This is a genomic window from Leptothoe sp. LEGE 181152 (assembly GCF_032906605.1).
Classification (GTDB): Bacteria; Cyanobacteriota; Cyanobacteriia; order Phormidesmidales; family Phormidesmidaceae; genus Leptothoe; species Leptothoe turfae.
Genome location: NZ_JASATU010000066.1, coordinates 325,694 through 349,684 on the forward strand (window position 1 = coordinate 325,694; position 23,991 = coordinate 349,684).

Annotated in this window: 21 protein-coding genes; 8 read left to right on the plus strand and 13 right to left on the minus strand. The window is 43.6% G+C overall.

Translation table 11 applies throughout. The annotated features are described in order from the left end of the window. Positions 1-27 precede the first annotated feature (27 nt). From QGP82_RS32110 to crtC, 6 genes are all read left to right on the plus strand, one after another. On the plus strand, positions 28-1,170 hold the full coding sequence (locus QGP82_RS32110) for a glycosyltransferase family 4 protein (RefSeq protein WP_163698096.1): 1,143 nt from the start codon (positions 28-30) through the stop codon (positions 1,168-1,170). 17 nt (positions 1,171-1,187) lie between these two features. Further along, positions 1,188-2,069 carry a sulfotransferase domain-containing protein gene (locus tag QGP82_RS32115; protein WP_163669978.1) on the plus strand — a complete coding sequence of 294 codons (882 nt, stop codon included), beginning with the start codon at positions 1,188-1,190 and terminating at the stop codon, positions 2,067-2,069. A 50-nt stretch (positions 2,070-2,119) separates the two neighbouring features. After that, a complete protein-coding gene (locus tag QGP82_RS32120) occupies positions 2,120-3,358 on the plus strand; it encodes a glycosyltransferase family 4 protein (RefSeq protein ID WP_163669980.1) in 1,239 nt (412 codons plus the stop codon). Between the two features lie 96 nt (positions 3,359-3,454). Further along, the gene (locus tag QGP82_RS32125) at positions 3,455-4,657 is read left to right on the plus strand and encodes a glycosyltransferase family 4 protein (protein ID WP_499062063.1); all 1,203 of its coding nucleotides are present in this window, start codon (positions 3,455-3,457) and stop codon (positions 4,655-4,657) included. A 113-nt stretch (positions 4,658-4,770) separates the two neighbouring features. Further along, on the plus strand, positions 4,771-5,994 hold the full coding sequence (locus QGP82_RS32130; RefSeq protein ID WP_499062064.1) for a hypothetical protein: 1,224 nt from the start codon (positions 4,771-4,773) through the stop codon (positions 5,992-5,994). A gap of 262 nt (positions 5,995-6,256) precedes the next feature. Next, entirely contained in the window at positions 6,257-7,186 is a 930-nt protein-coding gene (gene crtC / locus QGP82_RS32135) for a cyanoexosortase C (protein WP_499062065.1), read from the plus strand. Between the two features lie 275 nt (positions 7,187-7,461). On the opposite strand, the gene QGP82_RS32140 is transcribed toward crtC, so the two are convergent. The 10 genes from QGP82_RS32140 to QGP82_RS32185 all read right to left on the minus strand — a co-directional run bounded on the left by QGP82_RS32140 (position 7,462) and on the right by QGP82_RS32185 (position 18,030). Continuing rightward, positions 7,462-8,139 carry a PTPA-CTERM sorting domain-containing protein gene (locus QGP82_RS32140; protein WP_163669987.1) on the minus strand — a complete coding sequence of 226 codons (678 nt, stop codon included), beginning with the start codon at positions 8,137-8,139 and terminating at the stop codon, positions 7,462-7,464. A 626-nt stretch (positions 8,140-8,765) separates the two neighbouring features. Next, on the minus strand, positions 8,766-9,392 hold the full coding sequence (hpsJ-C, locus tag QGP82_RS32145) for an HpsJ-like protein, cyanoexosortase C-associated (protein ID WP_499062066.1): 627 nt from the start codon (positions 9,390-9,392) through the stop codon (positions 8,766-8,768). Between the two features lie 347 nt (positions 9,393-9,739). Next, positions 9,740-10,948, minus strand: a complete 1,209-nt coding sequence (locus QGP82_RS32150; protein ID WP_163669989.1) for a nucleotidyltransferase family protein — start codon at positions 10,946-10,948, stop codon at positions 9,740-9,742. 44 nt (positions 10,949-10,992) lie between these two features. Further along, a complete protein-coding gene (locus QGP82_RS32155; RefSeq protein ID WP_499062067.1) occupies positions 10,993-12,810 on the minus strand; it encodes an ABC transporter ATP-binding protein in 1,818 nt (605 codons plus the stop codon). After that, a complete protein-coding gene (locus tag QGP82_RS32160) occupies positions 12,789-13,709 on the minus strand; it encodes a hypothetical protein (RefSeq protein ID WP_499062068.1) in 921 nt (306 codons plus the stop codon). Before QGP82_RS32160 ends, QGP82_RS32155 begins: the two co-directional genes overlap by 22 nt. Positions 13,710-14,148: 439 nt before the next feature. Next, positions 14,149-14,334, minus strand: coding sequence for a hypothetical protein (locus QGP82_RS32165; protein ID WP_499062069.1), 186 nt, complete (start codon positions 14,332-14,334; stop codon positions 14,149-14,151). Between the two features lie 123 nt (positions 14,335-14,457). Further along, entirely contained in the window at positions 14,458-16,476 is a 2,019-nt protein-coding gene (locus QGP82_RS32170; protein WP_499062070.1) for a lasso peptide isopeptide bond-forming cyclase, read from the minus strand. After that, a complete protein-coding gene (locus QGP82_RS32175; RefSeq protein ID WP_499062071.1) occupies positions 16,473-16,916 on the minus strand; it encodes a lasso peptide biosynthesis B2 protein in 444 nt (147 codons plus the stop codon). The genes QGP82_RS32170 and QGP82_RS32175 overlap by 4 nt, the downstream gene beginning before the upstream one ends. Further along, positions 16,900-17,208 carry a PqqD family peptide modification chaperone gene (locus QGP82_RS32180; protein ID WP_499062072.1) on the minus strand — a complete coding sequence of 103 codons (309 nt, stop codon included), beginning with the start codon at positions 17,206-17,208 and terminating at the stop codon, positions 16,900-16,902. The genes QGP82_RS32175 and QGP82_RS32180 overlap by 17 nt, the downstream gene beginning before the upstream one ends. 165 nt (positions 17,209-17,373) lie before the next feature. Then, the gene (locus QGP82_RS32185; protein WP_499062073.1) at positions 17,374-18,030 is read right to left on the minus strand and encodes a sugar transferase; all 657 of its coding nucleotides are present in this window, start codon (positions 18,028-18,030) and stop codon (positions 17,374-17,376) included. A 509-nt stretch (positions 18,031-18,539) separates the two neighbouring features. Here QGP82_RS32185 and QGP82_RS32190 point away from each other — a divergent pair. Both QGP82_RS32190 and QGP82_RS32195 read left to right on the plus strand, forming a co-directional pair. Then, positions 18,540-19,712, plus strand: coding sequence for a hypothetical protein (locus tag QGP82_RS32190; protein WP_499062074.1), 1,173 nt, complete (start codon positions 18,540-18,542; stop codon positions 19,710-19,712). Between the two features lie 931 nt (positions 19,713-20,643). Then, a complete protein-coding gene (locus QGP82_RS32195) occupies positions 20,644-21,147 on the plus strand; it encodes a PTPA-CTERM sorting domain-containing protein (RefSeq protein ID WP_499062075.1) in 504 nt (167 codons plus the stop codon). A 341-nt stretch (positions 21,148-21,488) separates the two neighbouring features. Here the strand turns inward: QGP82_RS32195 and QGP82_RS32200 are convergent, their stop codons facing one another. The 3 genes from QGP82_RS32200 to phnD form a co-directional block, all read right to left on the minus strand. Next, the gene (locus QGP82_RS32200) at positions 21,489-21,845 is read right to left on the minus strand and encodes a sulfite exporter TauE/SafE family protein (RefSeq protein WP_163670008.1); all 357 of its coding nucleotides are present in this window, start codon (positions 21,843-21,845) and stop codon (positions 21,489-21,491) included. 22 nt (positions 21,846-21,867) lie between these two features. Then, positions 21,868-22,707, minus strand: coding sequence for a phosphonate ABC transporter, permease protein PhnE (gene phnE / locus QGP82_RS32205; RefSeq protein ID WP_499062076.1), 840 nt, complete (start codon positions 22,705-22,707; stop codon positions 21,868-21,870). A 161-nt stretch (positions 22,708-22,868) separates the two neighbouring features. Next, a complete protein-coding gene (phnD, locus tag QGP82_RS32210) occupies positions 22,869-23,936 on the minus strand; it encodes a phosphonate ABC transporter substrate-binding protein (RefSeq protein WP_499062077.1) in 1,068 nt (355 codons plus the stop codon). Positions 23,937-23,991 lie beyond the last annotated feature (55 nt).

A 23,991-nucleotide genomic window follows, 5' to 3' on the forward strand; every position in this document is an offset into this window, starting at 1 on the left:
TGTAAATACTAAGGACCTATACCTGAAATGCGCATAACAATATTAAGGCGTTCTCCCGGCGTTTCTTTTAGTATGGATGTGTATGCCGACGCCGTGGTGGAAGGACTTAGAGCCGTTCGACCGAATTGGGAAATTGTGGAAAATTTTCCTGATAACCCTGTTCAGGGCAAGCGCACTAACTCTCTACTCAAAGGCATACAAAAATATCATCAGAGATATTGGCAATATCCTAAAGGCTTACAAAATTGTGAGTCCGACATTTTCCATATTATTGACCACAGTGATGGCTATCTTGTGAACTGGCTTAAAACAGCCCAGGTGCCTGTTGTTGTTACCTGTCACGATTTGATCAATCTAGTCCATCCAGAGTTATTTCGTGATCGAGCTCTGATGCCTTGGTTAAGTTTAGCCACATGGAAATATTCACTGCGCAGCATGTGTGAAGCCCATCGCATTGTTTCAGTCTCGGACTATACCGCCCAAGATATTATTAAGTATTTGGACGTGGGCGCAACGAAAATCCAAACTGTTCCCAACGGGGTAGACGATATTTTTCAGGCTATCACTTCCCAGGCAGAGGGCCATTTTCGTCAAGATTTAAACATACCTGCGGAAACATGCTGTTTACTCAATGTTGGTTCTAACAACCCACGCAAGAATATCATTACAATTTTGAAGGTTGTGGCTCAGTTGCAAACTAAAGGATTCCCCATTCACTTTTGGAAGGCAGGGGATGACTTTACCCATGACCAGAAAAAATTTATTGCGGAACATCAACTTGATGGTCGTATATCTTATCTAGGTAAACCTGACAAGGAGACTTTGATCAAAATTTATAATGCAGCTGACATATTAGTCGCGCCTTCAACATATGAAGGTTTTGGGATCACGGTTTTAGAAGCAATGGCCTGTGGTCTGCCTGTAATTGCGTCCAATGTCACCTCACTACCAGAGGTGGTTGATGATGCCGCTATCCTTGTGGAGCCTCTGGATATTAACGGTATTGCTAAATCAGTAGAAGCAATCTTTAAAGACCCAGATGTAAAACGTGAGCTGATAACTAAGGGGACAACACGCGCAGCGAAATTTACTTGGAAAAACACCGCCGAGCAAATTGCTCAGATATATGAATCGCTATTAGCTAGTGCTGCTGAAACAAATATTGCTTAAATTTAAGGAATTATAGGATGAGCTATCAACTCAGAAATGTTCTAGGCTTACATGCTAGAGATGCTGTTTTTTTGACTAGGACGCTTAAAGCGAAAGCTCTTTCAGGTAACCGTCCTAAGAATTTTGTGATCTGTAATTCCTATCCTAAAAGTGGCACTCACTTACTGTATCAGATTCTTTATTCAACCCCTGGCCTCAAGCGATGGGATGACATTATTTCTGTTCAAGCCCTTTGCGGCATTATGAACACGCCTAACCATATTCGATGGAAGTTAGGGTCTGCCCCTAATCAATCTATTGTGCGATCGCACCTAATGCATTCACAAGAGATTTTAGACATCCTAGGTGAGCACCATTGCAAGCCTTTATTTATCTATCGCGATCTCAGAGACGTAGCGGTTTCCCATGCTCGCTGGGTCACCAAAGAGAAACGCATATTTTTGCACGATATTTATCAGCAGCAATCTAACTTCGACCAGCAGTTAATGAACTCCATTGTCGGTGTCCCTGTCGGCTCACCGTTTGGTTCAAACCTTTCCCAGCCTAATATTGCTCAAGACTTCTCACGCTGGCATGGCTGGCTTCAGGATTCACAAACCCTGGCGGTTAAGTTTGAAGATCTGGTGGGGGAAAGGGGGGGTGGCTCTGAAGACAAGCGGCTACACCTTATTGGTCAAATTATGGACCATCTTCAGGTCAACCTTTCCTCTGAAGAAATCAAGGCTAAATTTGGTTCCTATGCCATGAACCCAGAAGAATCTCACACCTTTAAGAAAGGTGGAAAAGGCGCTATTGGAGGATGGCAACAGTACTTCAAAGAAGACCATAAGGCAGCATTCAAGAAAGTTGCTGGAGATTTACTGATTGAACTCGGTTATGAAACGGGTCTTGATTGGTAGTCACAAAAGCTAAAAATTGTTCGACTGTTAACCTTAAGGCTGTATTCCAGATGAAAGTTCTTATATCAGCATATTCGTGTGAACCTGGCAAAGGCTCAGAACCTGGTGTGGGCTGGAATATTGCCCGAGAAGTTGCGCAACACCATCAGGTTTGGGTGCTGACTCGCCCTGATGAGAGCAAAGAGGCCATCGAAGCTGAACTGGCCCGCAACCCCATTCCCAACCTGAAATTCGTTTACTTTACGCTACCCTTTTGGCAAGATAGCATGCGCCTGGGACAATCGGGTGCCATGCAAATTCACTATTATCTGTGGCAGATTCAAGCCTACTTTGTTGCCCGGCGCTTACATCAAGACATTAATTTTGACGTGGCTCACCATGTCACCTTTGTCCGTTATTCAACACCCAGCTGGCTATCCCTATTGCCTGTTCCCTTTGTTTGGGGGCCGGTGGGCGGTGGCGAACAGGCTCCTCAGAGTTTCTTCAAAGACTTTAGCGACAAAGCAAAACAGTATGAAACCCTGCGTAAGCTAGCCCATAAAATGGGTGAAATTGATCCCTTTACCCGGCTAACGGCGCAACGTAGTGCTGTTGTGCGAGCCACCACCCATGACACGGCTAAACAACTGAGCAAAATGGGCGCATCCCATGTGCAAATCGCTTCAGAGTCTGGTCTGGCTCCAGAAGAGATAGAAAAGTTAAATCGTTGTCCCCTGCCAGAGACTGGCCCCTTCCGCTTGATCAGCATGGGACGTTTACTCCATTGGAAAGGATTTTATCTGGGTATTCAGGCGTTTGCGAAAGCGAATTTGCCCGATGCTGAATATTGGATTTTGGGAGAGGGACCGGAGCTGGAGAACTTTCAGGCACTAGCCAAGGACCTGGGAGTAGCCGACAAAGTCAAGTTTTGGGGACGGCTACCCCGTAAGGAAACCCTGGAAAAGCTAGCTCAAAGTCACGTGTTGGTACACCCTAGCCTGCATGATTCGGGTGGTTGGGTCTGCTTAGAGGGGATGGCGGCAGGGCGTCCGATTCTCTGCTTAGATCTAGGCGGTCCAGCGGTCCAGGTGACCGATGAAACTGGATTTAGAATCGCAGCCCATACCCCCGAGCAAGCGACCCAAGACCTCAGTCAGGCAATGCTTAAGCTGGCACAGGATCCTGGCCTGCGGAAAACTATGGGTGAAGCGGGGAAAAAGCTAGTGCGTGAGCACTATAGCTGGCAGGCAAAAGCGTCACAGCTAAGTCAGCTGTATCAAGAACTCTGTGCTGTGTCACCAGGTATGTAACGTAAGCCCTTTCACAAAAACTGCCGACGTCTTTCAAACTATTCCGACTTGGCAGTAAGGACTCGTAAATTTAGACCGTAGGGAGTTAGATTACAAATGCGTATTCTAGGGGTTCACAATCGCTACCAGATCCGTGGTGGCGAAGAAGAATGCTACGAAGCTGAAATGGGTCTACTGCAAGAGCAGGGGCACCAGGTGGATCTCTATGAGGAAACCAATGACCGCATTGCTGAGGTGAGTAAGTTATCCCTGGCAGCACAAACTGTGTGGTCACAGACTACCTATAACGCAGTGCGTAAGCGCCTGGCACAACAACATTACGATATTGTGCATGTGCAAAACTTTTTCCCTCTGATTTCTCCCTCCATCTATTACGCTGCTAAAGCTGAGAATATTCCTGTTGTTCAAACTCTCCATAACTATCGTCTTGTCTGTCCTAACGGCCTGTTCTTCCGCCAGGGACAGGTGTGTGAAGACTGTGTCGGTAAGCCAATTCCCTATCCGGGCATGGTCCATGGCTGTTACCGAGAGAATCGTGTAGCCAGTGCCGGAGTTGCGGCCATGCTCTCCACCCATCGAGCCATGGGCACATGGAAAAATAAAGTTGATTGCTATATTGCGTTAACAGAGTTTGCGCGACAAAAGTTCATTGAGGGGGGACTACCTGCTGACAAAATTGTCGTTAAACCCAACTTTGTTGCCCCAGAGCCGCAGATAGGGGCTGGCAAAGGCGGTTACGCTCTGTATGTGGGGCGTCTTTCTGTGGAAAAAGGGCTGGATACCTTGCTAGACGCCTGGAAACAGCTCAAAACACCGTTACCCCTCAAAGTTGTAGGGGATGGGCCACTGTCGACACTGGTGACCGCAGCAGTTGAACAGATGCCCCACATAGAATGGCTGGGCCGTAGACCGATGGCTGAGGTGCATCAGCTGATGGGGGAGGCTCAGTTTTTGATCTTTCCATCTAAGTGGTATGAAACCTTTGGTCGAGTTGCCGTCGAGGCATTTGCCACGGGTACTCCTGTGATTGCCTCTAAGATTGGTGCCATCACAGAAATTGTTAAATCTGGCCATACTGGTTTACATTTCACCCCTGGCAATCCTGACGATCTAGCCCGTCAGGTGCATTGGATGTTAGACCATCCTGAACCTCAGGGACAGATGCGTCAAAATGCTCGTGCTGAGTTTGAGGCCAACTATACAGCAACCGCTAACTATTCTCAGCTGATGGCCATTTACTCCCAACTTGTGCCCGTTTCTCCATCGGCTCCATCGGCCACACCGGTTACTTTACGCTAATAATGCAGACTCAGACTCTACCTCGTCCCAAAGCGCCTGCGGGTTTCATTTCAAGCTCTCGCTTGTTACTAATTTCATTTGCGACGGTTTTTTTCCCCAGACTCCTTGAGTCAATGGGGGCTCCAGCACCGATCAATTTTGTTCACTTTATTGTGCTACCTGCGGCTTGTAGTCTAGTGATGTTGAGCAGTCGGCATCAATCCCGCAGGCAGTTGGCTACTGTACAGGCTCTACTTGTTGGATTGGTGGCGCTGTTTGCGATCGCAACCGCCAGTGCCTTACTAAATAACGCAGGCCTGATCAATGTCTTCTTAGGGCTCATGATTATCTCAGAGCCTTTTATTTTTTTGGCCGCCCTTATTTCCGTTCCATTTACACAAGACTCCTTAGACCAATTCAAAAACTGGATTCTTCGCTTTGGAGCTATCCACCTGGGGTTAGCCATACTTCAGAAAGTAGGTTTAACCACAGGTCTGTTAGCCCACACTCGGATGACCATAGAAGACAATATCCAAGGTGTTTTTTATCTCTCCTCCGGTGGTCACGTAGTGGGGGCGAGTGCATCCTTAGTATTTGGTCTTTACTATTACGTCAGTGCTAAGACAATGCCCGTTTGGATACGTACTTCTGTGCTTGCCGCAGTGATGGCACAGGTCTTATTTGCTGATGCGAAACAGGTAATATTAGTCGCATTTTTAGCCTGGGGCTGCCTAATTTTTAGCAAAATCACCGATTTCAAAGTAGCCTTCCAATATATTATTGCAGCCGGTTTACTTGGGTACACCTTCTATTGGTGTATTTACAATGTCGATTTTTTTAGCGCCTATAGAGGCTGGATTCGCCCCCATATCTACGGCCCTAACGGCGATGCAACCGTTCTCAAAACCACCCCTTTTAGAGTTATTCCCAACCACTACAATTCATTCTTAAACTGGTTCTTTGGTTTGGGGCCTGGGCACACCATTGGTCGCATAGGAGGCTGGATGATCAGAGACTATTGGTCTCTTGTTGGACCCATGGGTGCAACGACCCATCCGGTCACTGATTTAGTTTGGTCAAGGTGGCGTGGGAATTATTTAGATTCAAGTTTTTTCTCTCCCCTATGGGGCTGGGCCGGTATCTGGGGAGACTTAGGTCTTTTAGGTCTAGGCAGCTACATCTATTTATGGTTTGTTACCTTAACTAGAATTACTAAAGACGATGTATCTCGTTTCTTAGTCCTCAATGTCATCGTTAATGGTTTTATCTTTACTCTTATGGAAGAGCCTGGCTTCACACTGACGAGTATAGTGTTAGTTGGGCTCCGCTGGCACGAGTTGCGTATTAAAGGTCGTTGATGATTTAGAGCATTAAATGATCAACTTAGAAGGCTCTTTCCAAACTTGAAAAAGAAATATTGGCTGGCTGCAAAATTCTTGTCTTGATCTCCTTCTTAAGAAAGCAGCGTCAGACTCCAGATACATTTCCTTTGTATTTATAAACTCTTCATAAAGTTAAATGAGCAATTTCCGGTCTCAGCATTATGACGGAGTTAGAGGGAAATAGTTTCTGCCTGGTATGTAGTCATCACCAATCCTCATACTATCCACTACCAAGCCTATGTCAACACAAAAATTCTTTGATATAAAGCAGCTTATAGCGGTGGTTTATGCTCAGTTACAACAGGCCATAAAGACTAACCATGGTCGGTTGATGCTCTTGGGCTCAGTTGTGGGGTTAGTATACCTACCAGTATGGGTTGGCTATCTCTTTCCTCGAGCACTGAAGGGAAAAATTGGCTGGTTTTTAGTATTAAGTATGCTACTCATAGCAGCTTGGAAGCTATGGCAGCGTCGCCAGGTGTTTAGCACCTTAAAAGCATCGGAAGAAGATCGAGCTTTAGGCTATTTATTAATTGTTGTCGGCATAGTTGTATTCCCATTTTGTCGATTTGCCATGTGGCCCCAAGCGTTATTGTGGCTACTTATTATTATCGGTATGGCCTGTAGTACCTGGGGGCTTAAAGTCTTTACCAAGTTCATGCTGCCAACCTTTTTTATTGGTTTAACCGTATATCCTCGCATTGGCATTATTTCTCGGGGGCTGTGGGACTTTTTCGTTCCTGATCAAGGATTAGAGAAAGTTATGGCCTGGGCAGGCACACAATCAATGCAGTGGATTGGATTCCCAGCAACGCAGCAGGGCATCTTTATCACATTTCCTGAAGGAGCTGTGGAAGTAGGTTGGGGGTGTAATGGGTTAGATATGGCAATTACCATTGCCGCAGCAGGTTTATTTATGGGGTTGTTGTACAAACAAGATCGCCGTCAAATGGTGCTGTTAATTATCGCTGCTGCAATCATTGCCATGATCGCTAATGTGCCCAGACTCATGTTGGTAACCATTGCCCATGTGTATTGGGGACCAGAGTGGTTTAAATTCTGGCATGGTTTTTGGGGTGGTCAAATTTTCTCGGGCGTTTTGTTTACGGCTTATTACTATATTGTTGAGGCACTAATGAAGTCTCAGTCTCGACAGATGAGCGGATAAAAAATCATAGCAGTCTCAGCCAGGCCATCCAAAGCATTTGCCCCAAACACGTTATTCATAAACCTTAAAAGAGATAGACTGTAGAAGAACTAGAGCCTATCTCTTTTTTCGACTTCGCTTAGTCAACTATCTCGGCCAGCGTTCCCTATCACTTTGAAGAAGTCATACCAACAGCTTCATATAGGGGACGCTTACCCTTTTCTACGCATCTTTAAGCAACGGTTTTCAGTCAACCACAACTAAACCATTAGCTCTTAAAGACTACCGTAGACCCATTAGGCATCAGCGGCTTCACCACGTCGCTTGCGCATAAAGGCAACACCCATACCAATCAAACCAGGCAACACAGCTGGAGTGGGAATTTCTTCACTAGTGACCGTCAAACTGGCAATGGTGTAGTCATCATCCAGCTCAGGAGCACTAAATCTCCAAACATTACCACTAGGCAATAGTAGGGGCGTAAAGTCAAAGGTGCCTATACCGGAGTCAAGGCCATTACCACCAGGGATATCAGCGATCTCGATAACAGAGTTACCGTCAACCGCCAGACTAAAGTCATCGTTACCAACTTCACCTACCTCATCAATAGGCACATTGGTACCAACACGTCGGAACGTAGCAGAGACAATGTTTACAAACCGACTACCAAAGTCAAAATCAAGGAAGTCTGGACCGTTTAAGGCAAGGCCATCCACCTGTTCAGGAGGAGCAACGCTTAGGACCCTGGCCAAACCCAAACCGTCAGCAGTCTGAGTGACGACACCATTACCACTTACATCTACAGTTAGACCATCAACTGTAAAACTGGATGGTGCAACATCAATTAGAAGCGGTACGTCAAATCTTCTGAAGTTATATGTAATAGAAGCAGCGTTTGCGGAATCAGCTTGTGCCAGAAAACTTGTAGCTAAAGTACTTGCAAACAGGGCACCTGTTAGAATATATTTTTGCATGATTTTGTAGGGAAAAATGTTTGCTTGAAAAATGTATCGGTAGAGCCCAATTTAACCCTATAACTCCAGCCTCGTTGAACTAAGTTGCCCACTTGAATTCAACTGGAGTATTTGTCAGAATCGCACAAGAAACAGGAACACCTCATGCATATGCACCATAAGACTTTAAAGCATATGCAAGAATCAAGGAAAAAGCTTTATCAAGCTTTCTTGAATACATTTTCTGCCCTATGAAGCTGAGATATCCTCAATTGGTGACACTTTAATTAGTTAAACATCGATCCCCGGAGTCTTCTTTAATAAAGAAAGAACCCCAGGATTTGACGAGGATATCCAGAAAATCGTACAAAAATAAGGAGCAATAATAGAGATATTTAGGGCAATAGGGAAGGAGAAGAGAAAGCTGTCTGATGTGCTATATCCACACAAAAAATCTCGCTTACTATCAGACTCAACGTCGTCCAGCATTCTCCTTAGGATTGACCAAAAACTATTGGCTATACAATAGTCCTAAAATAAGAAGCCCCTATCAACTCTCACCTAGCAGTTAACAGGGACTCAATGACTATTCAGTTATTTGATGATAATAGCTATTGAACGATCAGCTGTATCAATATCAACCAGACTTATCCACGCTTAATGCCCAGGCGACCTAATCCTACCAGCCCTAGGCCAACTGCTATAAGATTACCGAGGCTGGCCACACTATTTTTAGTAATACCCTGACGAGCATTTTGCTTGAGGGCTTGAGCCTGACTCGACAATTGTTGAGACGCTTGCTGTAATTGCTCAAGAGTCACGTTTTCCGGTAGGCTGCCACCAACTTGGACCTGTTCAATCTGCGTCTGGATCTGTTGTTCCTGATTGTTGATATTTTGCAAAGCCTGTTTTTGAAAGACCAAGTTATCCCGGATTACTACACCACAGGACAAGACAAAGGCAACTCCTAAAGCTAGACAAGCATACCCCAATGAACGTTTTAACTGGCGCTGTTCAAAAGTGGCAAATAGCAGCATCCCAACTGCCAGCAGCAATACAATACTGCGATCTCCAACCTGTTGCATCACATTGATACGCCATTCTAAAGCAAAGACATTGAGCGGTGTAGCCAACACCAACATGTCAACTAAAAATCCCAGCAAACAGGTAAAGCCAACAACTAAACAAATATTCTTAGCAGCAGGCATCTGTGGATTTTGGCCAACATCTGTTTGATTAGCTTTAGAAGGAAAGGGTCTAGGAAGGCTTGTCATGGCAAAAAAGAATAAATCAAGTGGTGTCGGAACATAAGTTAGGCGCTTAGGTCTTAATATTAAAGCGATACTAACGAATGATATATCGCGTTGTCCCCATACATGAGAGTGGGCATTATCTCGGAATCTAAGCAGGAGCAATGGGAAGATAAATCTTCAAATGTGGTAAACTAGTCTCTATAAAGTTTGTCTGTCACCTCTCGATTGCCTCCTTTGTTTAATCGCAACAAAAGCGATAGTCTTACTAATCAAGAAATAGGCATAACGTATTAATTATTTTCTCTGGTCATAAGGAGCTATCCGTAAAGTTCCTGACATTTTTCTACGTTGGCATGTCCGTATGGCCATTATTTGCTAAGTTGCATCACCCGGAAGGGTCGCAATAAATAATATATAAAGAATAAAGATTTAGGCAGCGATACTGTAGCGATATCTGCAAGAGTCGGCTGCATAAGCGTTAGGATAAATTTAATACGATTTTTCCACTGGCTCATAAGCCGCAGTTGATATGCAGCGTTGAGAAGATCTAACTTTGACTTAGAATTTATATTACTCTTTAGTATTATTTGTCGTTGTAATGCCTCAGCAAGTTTTTGAATAAAGGTACAATTCTGCAACGGCTGTTCAATCTGGTCGGGCAAAGTGAACCCATATAGTTGACGAATCAAACACAGTCCCAATAAAAGCCTAGGAAGCACATCCATCTGCTTTGATAGTTTCACTAGCTGATCCCAATCTAAATCAGGGTGGTTCTTGATCAAGATTGCAACATCAAAAAGCTTACCTAGATGATTCCAGCAATCTTCAACACCTTGTGCGCATAACACAAGTATCTGAACCTCTGGTGTTAAACCTAAGACTTGATGTCCTCCGATTTTAACCTGCTGAGTGTGCTCCCAAATCCATTGAGTGTTAAATAATGGGGAGAATTGCTTAGATAAAACTCCTTGATGAATATCAAGAAAAATACGATTTTTGGCATTCACTAAACTATACTCTTTTTGTGAGTTGAAATATAGTTCTTGGTCTTGAAAGCTAAGTTTAGTCAAACACTCTCTTTCTTCTTTCGCCATCAACAAATCACACGTATAACCATGATTTTTGGCAATATCTCTAAGTTTAAAAAAATCATGGGAATGTACTAGTAAATCTAGATCATAGAAGGTGCGCAATGATAAATCGCCATAGGCAACCATTGCGGTCATTGGCCCCTTAAATGTAATTGCATCAATCTGATGCTTTTTTAGGATATCTAAAAATCTAATGAGCTCTTGTAATAGAAAAAAGTTACGTTTAATATTTTTAAAGTGTAGTTGATGTAACTTTGGCAGGACAAAATCTGGCAGTTCCTGTGGGGATACTAGAGTAAGAGTCTTATGGAGTATGGGCAATACCCTATGAACCTGCGCCATTTTAATGACTTCATCCCAGTTTAAGCTGGTTTGTTGGATTAGCTGGTTAATCTCGCACGGGTCATCAATATTCAGATATACTCTGGCGCATTTTAGTAGAAATGAGATTTCTGGATTTAGCTCAGTTATTCTTAAAGTACTCACAGCTCTAAAGTAGTTAATTGAAAATCAAATAATAGATACTACCTCTACCAATAGTTTTTAGCTTGAATTTCAAATAAATGGGCGTAATTTCCCTGTTTCTCCATTAACTCTTGATGTGTACCGTTTTCTATGAGTTTGCCGTTGTCCATGACATAAATACGATCAGCCATTTTGACTGTAGACAAACGATGGGTAATTAAAATTGCTGACTGGTCTTGAATTAACTCACGAAACCTACTAAAAAGTTCGTACTCAGCCTTGGGGTCCATGGCACTGGTGGGTTCATCTAGAACAATCACCTGAGACTGACGTAAGAAAGCTCTGGCTAAGGCAACCTTCTGCCACTGACCAATACTAAGTTCTTCTCCACCCTGGAATAATTTGCCTAACATAGTGTCATACCCATGGGGTAACTGGGTAATGACCTCATGGGCTCCTGCATGTTTAGCAGCTTCGATAATAAGTTGATCGTCCAGCGGCAGCTGAACATTACCTAACCAAATGTTGTCTTGGGCTGAAAGATTATATTTAGCGTAGTCTTGAAAAATAACACTAATCTGTTGTCGCAAATGGGGAACATCGAGATCTCGCAGATCGATGCCATTCAGTGTGATTCGTCCTTCAGTCGGATCGTACAGGCGACATAATAATTTAATCAGTGTTGTCTTACCTGAACCGTTTTCTCCTACCAGAGCAATGGTTTCTCCAGGTTTGATATTGAAAGATATATCTTGAAGTGCTTGTCGAGACGTTCCTTCATACTGGAAATTAACGTTCTCAAACGTAATGCCCTGCGCTTTTACAGGGGGGCAGAATTTGGGCTGTGCTGGTGTCACAATCTGGGATTTTAAATCTAGAAATTCATATAGATTTGCTAGAAATAGATTGTCTTCATGCAGTCCGGAGAGTCCAGCAATAAATGATTTGAGCCCCTTTTGACCTCGCTGTAATGCCTGATGGTAAAGTACAAGATCCCCAAGCTTTAATATGCCCTGAAACGTTTGATAGAGGATAAAGGCATAAATTGCACCAACCATCACCCCCGCTATGACATTGGCAGCTAAAAACGAGAGTGAACGCCATGTCATTAGTTTGAGCTTGGCGTGGTAAATTTGCGATCGCAGCCCATTAAACCGCTGACTAAATAGGTCACCTAAGCCAAACAAGCGAATTTCTTTGGCAAACTGATCCCCTATCAACAACCAGGAAAGATACGCTGATTTCCGTTCAACAGGGGTCCAGGTACGCTGCCAAGCATATAACCTACGCGTATAGTGTAGCCGAACCAATACGGTTGGAATAATTGCAACTAATAAGGCACTAGTGATACCCCAATGGAGGGTTAATAACAAACCCACCATGGCAACCAATAAAATACCGTTTTGACCAACCAGCGCCAGCCGCTTTAAAATCTGATTAGGGCGATAAGTTGCTTCTTGCTGAGCCCGCTGTAATGTGTCGTGATAACGCGGGTTCTCATAATAGCTAAGATCAATCTCAATGGACTTAGCATGCAAAATACCCCGCATGTAGTCAGAGACCTTTTGAGATTGTGACGATGTGACTAGCTCTGAGAGTGAAGTTGCTATCATGCCAACCAGTAAGACCACAGCCAGTCCGATAAATAGCAATTTATTTTGACTGAAAAACTGTGGTGATGTGGTCAACTCAGATTGAGTTGTCACGACATCAACTAATAGCTTGATTAGATAAATCTGTAGTAATGGCTGTAGCCCCTGAATTATCAGTAAGCCAAGTTTAGCCATGGTCCAACCAGGACTGCTACGCCAAACCAGGCGCAAAGCTGGCATCAATCGCTGAGTTTTCTTAAAGAATGCCGCTAATGGCTTAGCAAATTGCACGGTAGGTTAACCCCTAGTTGGGGGATGGATGATTCTTTCACATGTTCCTCTACCATTCGCACTAAATCCGGCAATTCTTCTAAACCAGGTTTCCGATTAAATCGGTAGTATGACACTTGTTTAAGCAATTGGGTACATTGTTGAAAATGAGCCTTTAAGGACTGGTTATCCCGCAACACATCCATAGCACGGCTATGGCTGACCAAATATGCAAATGCATCCTTGAAGCTCAAGGGGGTGATACTGTGGCTATCGCCTTTGGATAACAGATAAATACTTTGTAATGGGAGCTGCTCTTGTTGGAACCCTGTTTGAAAGTTATAGGCCCGTTTAGCAGAGTGGGCAAAAAGTGCCTCTAGGCTGGCTGGATCTTTGCCCAATGCCTCTGCAGCTTGGGGAGAAAGCTTACATTGAGGAAACGATGGAACAACTTTAGGATTCTCCACATCCTCTAGATTAATTGCCAAGACATCATCGGTTATCACACTATGGCCATGGCTATGTAGTGCTGCAGCTAGAGTGGATTTTCCCCACCCTGAATGCCCTAAGAATGCCACCACCCTGTCTTGTATTGCAACACTGCTTGCATGCAGAACTAGAAATCCCCGTTGTCGTAAAATAACTGACATGCACCCCCCTAAAATATTAGGGGCAATCATCTCGTGGGTCACCCCTTCAAAAGGAGTGATAGTAATCAATCTTCCCTCTGAGAACCGGCATTTTCCTATCCCTGCCAGCCGACCAAAAATCTCCTGTGTGGGCTGGAGCTTTTCAGGGTTAGATTGTTCTCTAGAATCTTGTAGGCGGATGATAACATCTGGCTCACCGTTAGCACTAGGCAGCCCTGACAATGGAATTTCTGAGTGGAGGCACAGCTGATAAGCAGAATAACAATACATGATTTACAAAAATAAGCCTACTGATACTTCAGATAATTTCTCCCCAACACAGTGCTCGAGTAATTATAGTTATTGATATCTTTTACTAAAGACTTAAGGGTGCATATTCACGATGTTTGAATCTATCAAAGCATAGTGGAAAAGGGAATCTAATAAGATGCGTTTCGAATCCATTCAATAATTGCTAAAGTCATAGGAAATGGATTCCTAGTTATCTTTAACAAGAATGGTTGGAAAGAAAATCGCCGTCTATTAGATCCCCTAGATGTTAATCATAAGGTTTGGCCCCTAAGACTGGTCTTCGATGAAGACCTCGAAATCTGAAGAGCCAAAACCTCAATCTCTAAAAGTTAACCATCAGGACTAATCAGGTTAGAGAAGATAATGATATCTTCAATAGTGATAGTTCCATATTGATTGACCTTTTACACTAAAGCGATTAGAGGTCGTTGAAGTCTCCCTCTACATCGATAGAACCTGAGGCTGGGATATTAACAGTTCCCCTACCAGGCACATTGGAAAGTATCAAGATATCATTAAGATCGATATTTCCCTGAGCTTTAGTTAGCTTTTCTACACTACCGTAAGTTGTCAAATTAGGCTGAGTATATGCTTTCTTAGTCATTGTATGTCCTCTAATTAAATCAGTTAGGTTGACAGTTGGTGATACTCCCTGGTTTGGACTTACAGTCAGGCGTATCTGTCCTAACCTGCCAAGATAAATGTTTACCTTAGCAACGAATTATCTCTACATTCGCTGAAACCAAAGCGCCAGTACTGTTGCTCGCCAAACTATAAAACAGTCCTTAGTTATTGAACTCATTCTTTTATTCGACTTAGGGTACTGTTTTAACTTATTCCAAGCATTCTCCCAATTATCAAGATTGATATATCCAAGCACAGCGTGATTGTACTTATTAAGTACTTGCTCAAATGATGGACTATTTATATTGAGTAACCCATGTACAAAATTAGCAGTCATATTGACTTTGTCACCTCGCCATTGGACTGCTTGGGGTAATATATCATTCAGCCCTTGACGCATAATCATCCGTCCAAATCCTCTTCTGAATTTTTGGTCAGATGGAACAGCTAGACAGAATTCAACCAACCGACGATCTAAAAATGGATGACGGGCCTCTAATCCAAAGGCTGCTGCACAACGATCTAATGCCTCAAGATTTACCGCCAGTACACCCCCTGTCATTGCCTGCCAGTGCTCCTGCCGCACTGACCTTAGGGAAGACTTCTTAGGAGTGTATTTTTGAATTCGCTCCTTTAGACGAACCTGCTTTACAAAATCAGCGTTTACTATTTCTCCTACTCTAGCTAAATCATCGGCTGGCTTCTTTGGCGTTCGATAAAGTTTGTGTAAAATATGATTGAAAGTTGGTTTAATTCCTTGTCGAATCAGCAAACTACGCCGTGAGTATTGAAATCGATGGTGGATAAAATTAACTGCTTTAATGAATTCGAACCACTGTCCTTGCTTACTCAACTGCCTCAAGGCTGGCAAACCATAAGCGGCCAGCATGTAATTAACAGAGAACTTATAGTTTTTGCTAGCAACTTCTATAGCATCTGCAAATTCTGTCCATTTTTTCTGTAATGCTAACTCCTGTAACCGCTCTACGCCGTGAGACACAACTGTATCTCCGTCAAAACCGTCAAAAACAATCCGTACATTTGCCTCATGGGTCGCCTGATTCAAGCGCCAAGGATAGTGATGGCTAGGCCCCAGTATGGGCTCATCTTCATAGTTCAGAATCTGTTCAACATCACTTAAAGGCCCAAATGTGTCAGCATGAATATAGTGGGGAGTATAACCACCTTGTTTTAAGACTTCGTCAATATAGGAGCGTTCATCACACTCTTTGACTGTGTCAAAAATGTTTGAAAACGTATGCAGCGTTTCTCCTGTTGTTTCACTCAGGATTTTACGAGCCACACAGCTAACAGAAGAAGAGTCTAGACCGCCGCTCAGATGAGAGCCAACTGGAAAAGCACTTCTTAAGCGACACCTGACCGCTTCAGTAAAAATCTCACGAAAAGCTTCTGCATAGGCATCATCTGATTCTAGTTTTAACTCATAGTTTGAATCGAGTTGCCAATAGGTCTCAACTCTAATGCCTGAAGCGTCTGCCCATAATCTAGAGGCAGGGGGCAACCGAAAAATATCCTCAAAGGTAGTAACTACCTTATCCTCGAACATCAGGGCTAGATAGTCGGCAATACGCACCTCATTAATTTGTTGAGGAATCCAGTCTAGGCAAAGCAATCCTTTAATCTCTGATGCAAATGCAAACGTGTTACTTTCTTGATGAAAATAATAAAACGGCTTCACACCTAAATGGTCGCGGGCACAGAATAGCTGCTGCTTTTGTCCGTCCCAAATGCCAAAAGCAAAATCCCCTAGTAAATGTTCAGGGCAATCACTCCCCCATTTTTCATAGGCTGCCAAGATAAACTCACTATCAGCCACCTTTTCTAAAGGACGATCAGGTAAACTCAAGATCTGGGCTAGTTCATCTCGGTTATCAATGCGAGCATCTGCAGTGATAGCCAAATCACCCTTCACTAAAGGTAACTGTTCATGGAGCGATTCTGGTGTTGTCCACAGCATACGATGCCCCATGCCTACGGCTCCCTGACACCAGACATCTGCACCGTCAGGGCCACGATGCATCAAGACATCTACCATCTGATGCAGATCACTGGACTTCACTAGACGTTGATCGAAATGATAAATCCCTACAATGCCACTCATAACTTCGCTCTTACAGCAGAAAGCGGTTTAAATTGACTCAAGTTATGTAGACCACCAACAATGACTCGTCCGTTGTATTCAATCCAAGCATGGGCAGTCAAATTACCGTTTTCACTCTTAGCAACACCAATATGTAATTGATGCTTATATCCATAGCGAGTTAAGAGTAGCTGGGTTGTTAATGCCCGCACTAAACACATTACCCCGCCTGGGGTATAGCGACTGGCAATATCAACACTCCAGACAATCTTTCCTACGGAAACAGGGGAAGTCAAGTTATGGCATACCCACACAGAAGCAAGGCGCGATATTCTTTGCCTGACCATATTGAAAGGCAACAACCACAGAGCCAATCGAATTCCATTAAGCAACAGACATGCGTAGAGTAAAACTCGTCGCTCAACTCCTGACAGTCTTAGGAGATTATTCAACTGTTTCATCACTCACCTCAATCAGGTGGGCATGCTGCATTTCTGAGAGAATTGTATTTAGATCATGCTCGCAAATGTCGGGTTGTACGTCATATTCTGCCAGTAAGTGCTCAAGTATACTGGCGAATGTACATGGCTTTTGAATAAATTCCCAAACACTTGCGCCTACTTCGTTCAGGCCATAATACATACCTGACTCTAAGTTTAGAATCACCGCTTCACCACCTAATTCAGAGGCAATTTGGTTCTGTGCAGGTGAGATCATCGATGCTGGCGATATTTTTAATGTTTGAGAAGTCATAAAAACCTCAATATAGACAAGTTGTTAACGTTGAAATAGGAAAGCGTTATATAAAGACTGCAGCTTAAACTCGCGAGAAAACGTTCATGTTTTCTTGACTATTGAGCTTTATTCAGTTAGAAATGGGCACTTTTGCCTTGATTGAACGGTCTCAAATAGTGAGTGTTAGTATGCTCCCTGTCTGTTAAAAACAACAGCGAACGTTTGCAAGATTAGTAGAAGATCATAAGTTATTGACCATTTTCTCTGATAATTGAGATCCATCCGCACAATTTCGTCAAAGTTTTCTACATTAGAGCGTCCATAAACTTGCCATTCACCCGTAATGCCGGGTTTGACATTCAACCGCTGGAAATGGTATCTAGAATACTGTTCGACTTCCTCAAAGGTAGGCGGACGGGTGCCGACCAGGCTCATATCGCCTTTTAATACATTAAAGAACTGTGGCAGTTCGTCCAAGCTTGTTTTTCTTAAAAATTGTCCTACACGAGTGATTCTAGGATCATTCCGATTTTTGAAGATGTGTCCAGCAGCTTCATTCTTGACCAGGTGCTTCATGCTATCTGCATTCGTCACCATCGAACGGAATTTCCAAATCTTAAACTGCCTACCCTTTAATCCACATCGTTGTTGATTATAAAAAATGGGACCAGCGGAATCTAAGCGAATTGCGAATACTATTGGCAAAAATAAGATAGAGGTAATCGTTAAACCCAGCAAAGCACCAACTATATCTATAAGACGCTTACGTTTACTACGCACTGAAGGATGCGTCGCAGGTGTAACTACCTGTGGGGTGGGGGAGTATGTCGAGAGTCGCATAACGCAAAAAGTTATTTGGGTGCAACGGGAGAGATCGGTATACTTTCAAAATCCAAAGGGCTTCTGTTTGAGTCAAGATGTTCAGCGTCAACAGAAACCCTTAGTGCATCTAATAAGCGAATAACTTGCGTGCTATATCTCATGTTTGAGCTGTTTCAACCTTCCAGATAAGGCGTTCTTATCTGGAAAAAAACACTTGCTTCATGTAAGCTTTGTTAACTTCATGGAGTGCTTACATTGTTTGCAGTGTTTTTACACTGAATAGTCTATTTCTATGGGTAAACAACAGTATGCTGATTTTGTTGGCTGATTTATCAAGGTTATTAGTTTGAATGTCATCGTTTACAGTTTGAGTTTTATAGCTCAGGACGAAATCACACTGTAATTTTGCCGAATAGATGGCGTTAACTATTCCTATAGCCATGGTTTTTTGTGTAAATCCCCGGACATTTGCTTAAAACCTTGTAGAAGTCTGTAAGCCAAGCCATGTTGTTTCTGTCTTCGTTGGTATGACTTCTTTCTGTAACACACCACAACCCACCAAGCCCTGGCAGCAGCTAATCGCTGATTGTCTAGGAGATGAAACGCTCTACCAACGTCAAGATGGCGATCTGGACTCTGATATCTCTACGTCTGATAAATCTGATCAGGTTTATTGGGTAGATGACTTATCGGTTCCTGCTCCACCATCTTCGCCTTGGCAATATCATACAGCCTTAGCCATTGGTGCAACGGTGGTATGCTCTGCCGGAGCCCTGATGCAACATACGGAAACAGGTTTTTGGCATTCGCCAGAGGATTCTGCTTCAAACGACAACACAGCAACTGTAACAGACGCAGAGTCTGCTGCTGAAGCTGACGTGTCTACACCGCCGATTGCCAGCCCACAAGCGTCATCGAGTGTGGCGTTTAGTTCTGGTGCTGGTGAGCGAGATACTACTTGCAAAGACAGTACTTGTAAGGGGCTTGAGTTTATTGATCAACAAGTGCCTCAAATTCAAGAGCAAGTTCGTGCACTGAGATCAGAAATGCAGATGTTTCAAGCGAAGCATACAACGCAGAATCTGCAAACACATCGCACAGTCTTGGCGTATCGTAGTAGCGATCTCTCCCATAGACAGGCTGAGTTAACGGTGCGATCGCAACAGCTACAGCAAAAGCTTTCTAACGTTACCTCTATCTTGGCGTTAGACTCAGATGAAGTTAACTATATCAGCCATCTGCTAGTAACAGACCGCGTATATCAAGAGCAACTGCAACAACTTAAAGCATTAGAAACCGACATTGCTGTTGAATTTAGCAATCCTGACTTAGACAACACTCAGCTTGGGGAGCTTTATGCAGCCTACTACCAACTTGAAGGTCAGCTACGTCAGACTGCTCAAGTTATCTTGGCAGACTATGCCTATGTAGCAAGTCTACAGTCTCCCGATCCACTATGGCAGGAAGCTGCCTATGAAGCGCCTTTACAGGAGCTAATGGATATATCCCACCACCAGCAAATGTTGGTAATAGAGCAACAGACACTGGATCAAATTGCCACAAAACTAACTGAGCGACGTACTGAACTAGCTACCCTGCTAAGACAATATGCTGTCATGCAACGTGAGTTGGATGGTCACAATCAGGTGCTTCAACAGTATGTTGCTGAACGTCAAGAACTCACAAGTGAGCTTACTTAGACAAGCATGTGTTAGGAAACAATAAATGGGGTCTATAACCTCATTTATTGGCGAGAACGGAGCTTCCCTTTATGTGGAAGCTCCGTTTTTTTGTATTAAGTGCCCCTACAGGATGGTCCATGTAATCAGTGTTAATGAATTTGGATTTGACATCAGGAGTCAGGATCTAGAATCTCACTGCCTCCTGGTTCCGGACTGCCATTTGTTTGAAAAACGTCCTTTAAACTACCACTCTGTTCTTTTCGTGTTGAGAATTTATGCCCCATGAAAATAAAAAATGTCTATATCATGTTTTGAGTCATGTTTTGATATCTGGTATTTCCTAAAAGTAATCAGATTTTTCAGGGATAAGAATGTGATTTTAGTTGGCAATTCAGTACATCAAAAAAACAAAGATAACTAATAATTAAAGTCGATAAAAAGTAAATATCAAGAATTGTAGTGAAAGAGGGTAAAGATAAAACCTATACATAATAAACCTAGCTTTAATGCCTGGTATTGTGGCCTTTGAAGACACAAGTCGACTTATTGTACAGTTCTAGGAACGATTGACGGCAAGAACCTCAAGTAAGAAAATAATCCTTAGATGACTTTAAATTATGTCAGGCTCTGGGTCATTCATCCTTGACTTTGTCTAGATGAAAAGTCTATTTGCTAAGACAATGCTGGAGGTTTTCGATTTCTGTTAAGTTTTGATGGTGGCAAGACATTTCAATTCTTATCCTTCTGAAATTTATAAAAGATTTCGAATAAAGAGGTTGAGATAAGACTATCAGGTTTAATTTTCATTAATCTAGTAAAAACTCAACCTAGCTTGAGAAATCGCACATATTTGATGTGTAGCCCTAATTAGGGTATTTGTTTCAAACTGTCTGCCATCTGAGGGTCTTTCATTTTATGGTTTTGTTGTTCTTCTTGTTGCTTGATGATTATGTTCAAAAGATTTTCTTGTGTGATCCTGGGAGCTTTAGCAGCCTCCCTCACTGCATCAGTTGAGCCAGCCCAAGCGTTTAGGCTCAGTTCTGGTAGCTCCAATAGTTTTACAATGCCCAGTGCTTCTAACTCCTTCAGTCCTTCAACTGGCAGCTTCGGTCAATCAGCATACGGTGGTAGCTCTTCAAACTATATCTCTCAAGGAGGGTCGACTGCATCCAAGGGAGATGCAAATTCTTGGGCAGAGATCCTGGCATTCATGATGATGCTGTACTTCGTAGCAGAGGGATTAGATACTACTGATGAAGGCAAGAAAACTGTTGTCATAGACAAAGAAATAGAGCGACCTGGCAAGCCCAGCAAGCCTGGTAATCCTGGTAATCCTGGCAAGCCTGGTAAGCCCCCCACTCCTGTGCCTACACCAGCTCTCTTACCTGGTCTCATCGGTATGGGGGTCGCAGCCTGCCGTAAACGGAATCTAACGTCGGCTAATCAAGCTTAAATAGCTTAGAGTTGAACCCATACGATAAATGTATTTGAGTATCAGCTTGAGCAGAGGGGTAGCCAAACCCCTGTAATTAGCCTCTGGATTAAGGGGGAGAAACTTGAATAGGCATATTTAAGGCTGATCTAAGCCTTATTAACAACACATTAAAAAGAACAATATCTCTAATTCTTCTGAGATATTGTTCTTTCTTGCAAACTAGTTCTATGGTAAACCGAGACCATTAAATGGTGATATTGTGATTTTTGTGGCCGTTCTGATGGTCGAACAGGTGTCCAGTCTGACTCGCAAGAGAATCATTGAGCGAAAAAATAGCAAATGATCACAGGACCCAATCTCTAGCGAATAGTCATGCGGAGACCAACCAAAATTAATGAGATGCCAAACAGCCTGCGTAGAAACTGTTCCGGTAAATCAACAGCAAACTTAGCCCCAATTAAACCACCTAATACAAACCCAAGACAGATGAGGGTCGCGGCTCTAATATCCACATATCCCTGTTGAAAGTAGGTCCAGGCTCCCAATAAACCAATGGGAGGCACCAGCAAAGCGAGGGTAGTACCCTGGGCACTGTGTTGCGAAAAACCAAACCAATAAATAAGAGCAGGGGTAATGAGTACACCGCCACCAATACCGATGAGACCGCTAAGGGTCCCTACCGCAAGGCCTAATCCTAGATATAGAAACAGGGCCATACAGCTTTCCTGCTAGAACTTGTTAAATGAGGCGCTGACGAATTTTAGCAGATATGGTGTCAATTAAAGCGACAGCCACGATGAGAATCAGCAAAATGGCGGAGACTTTTCCGTATTTGAAGGCTCGAAAACTTTGATAGAGTGATACACCAATACCACCTGCACCGACAATCCCTAATACGGAAGCAGAGCGTACGTTAGCTTCAAAGCGATATAGGGTGAAGGAGGTCCACAGGGGAATGACTTGGGGAATCACACCAAAGATAATTTCCTGTAGCTTGGAGGCTCCGGTTGCCCGAATACCTTCTACTGGACCAGGCTCAATGGCTTCAATGGCTTCTGAGAACAATTTGCCCAGGGTGCCAGTGGTATGTACAAACAGCGCTAACACCCCTGCAAAAGGACCTAGACCTACAGCGACAACAAAGATTAGGGCAAAAACAACTTCATTAATGGCGCGCATGGCGTCCAGAAATCGCCGAATAATAAAGACCATCCACAGTGGCGCAACGTTTTCAGAAGCCATAACGGCTAAGGGCACGGCAATGATTGCGGCCATCAGGGTGCCCCAAATACCCATGCCAATGGTTTCTAGGATGTCCGATAGATAAAACTTCCAGTCGGTAAAGTCCGGGGGGAAATAGCGGCTGATATATTCCGCCATATTGCCAGTGCCTTCGGCTAGTTCGATAAGGCTAATGTCGCTCTTTTGGGCGGCATAGATCAAGACTGCGATCGCAATCAACAGCCACACAATCCGTAGGGGGGTAACCAGCTTCTTTTCCTCAGCCAACACCCGCATGATCTCAGTTGACACATTACCGTCATCACGAGTTTGGGACGTAACCACCGACTTAGCCATATTTAAAAACATCAATAATGAACCGCCGCCACGTCTAAAATGCCAATTTCTTGGTAGAAAACACTACAGGTTTTGACTGAGACATGGTTAAAAAACACGGGCAGCCCCTGGGCTGCCTATGGTATCAGTTTTGGCTCAATGAGCTCTCAGGTAAGCAGAACTTACTTAAGCGCCTCAAGCTTCTTGTTAAGTTCGTCAAGCTTGGTCTGCTTGTCAGCATCGCTCAGGTTCTCATCATTTTGAACTTCCAACAGATCCTTAGCAATTTGCAATTCACGAATCGTGTTCCAATCTTCATCCTTTGCAGAATCTAGACCAGACCACTGTAGACCTTCTAGAACTTCAGCATTGTCATAGTTGATAAAGAAATCCTTCATGGAATCCTTTAAACAATCGGGCAGGTCCTTACGATAAGCAAGAGGATCGCTAGGAATAACAGGAGACGTCCAGATTATCTGAATCTTTTCAAGGGCGTCAGGAGCCGTCTCTTCTAAACGAGCCAAGTTTTCGTTGTTGTTAGTGGCAACATCCACCTGGTTCTCAGCTATAGCCAAAGCAGTTGCTTCGTGGCTACCAGCAAAGACAAGCTCGCTAAAAATTTTGTCGGCATTAGCACCCTGTTGAGCAAATACATAGTAAGTGGGCACTAAGAAACCAGAGGTGGAATTGGGATCGTTAAAAGCAAACGTAAGGTCAGCAGCATTCTCAACCACATACTTGTCACCGTCACCCGCTTCTAGATCAATTTCACCAACAATAGGATTCTCTACATTAGTGATCAGGTGAGAGTAATAACCTTTGGAACCATCAATCGCTACAGTCTGAACAAATGCTTCCGCTTCGGAACGCTCAGCCGCCTCAATGTAGGACTTACCACCGTACCAAGCAACCTGTACCTTACCCGCACCCATGCCTTCAATTACACCAGCATAGTCAGTGGCGTAGAAGCCCTTTACAGGACGGCCTATGGCCTCAGACATATCAGTCAAGAGTGGTTCCCATTGAGGCTTAAGATTGTCGGCAGACTCCGTGGAGATAATACCAAACTCAATTTCTTTAATATCAGCTGCACAAATGCCGCCTTCAGTCACTGAAGTGGCTGCATCTTCTGCAGCATCAGTTGCTGTATCAACACCTCCACCAGCACCGCTACAAGCAGCCAAAGCACTAACCATCATGGTAGAAGCTGCAAATAACGATGCGAATCGACGCAAGGAAATAGTAGACATGATTCCGTGTTCCTTTGATCTTATCCGTTTTTGTAACCGTGTGTGTGCGAACCCC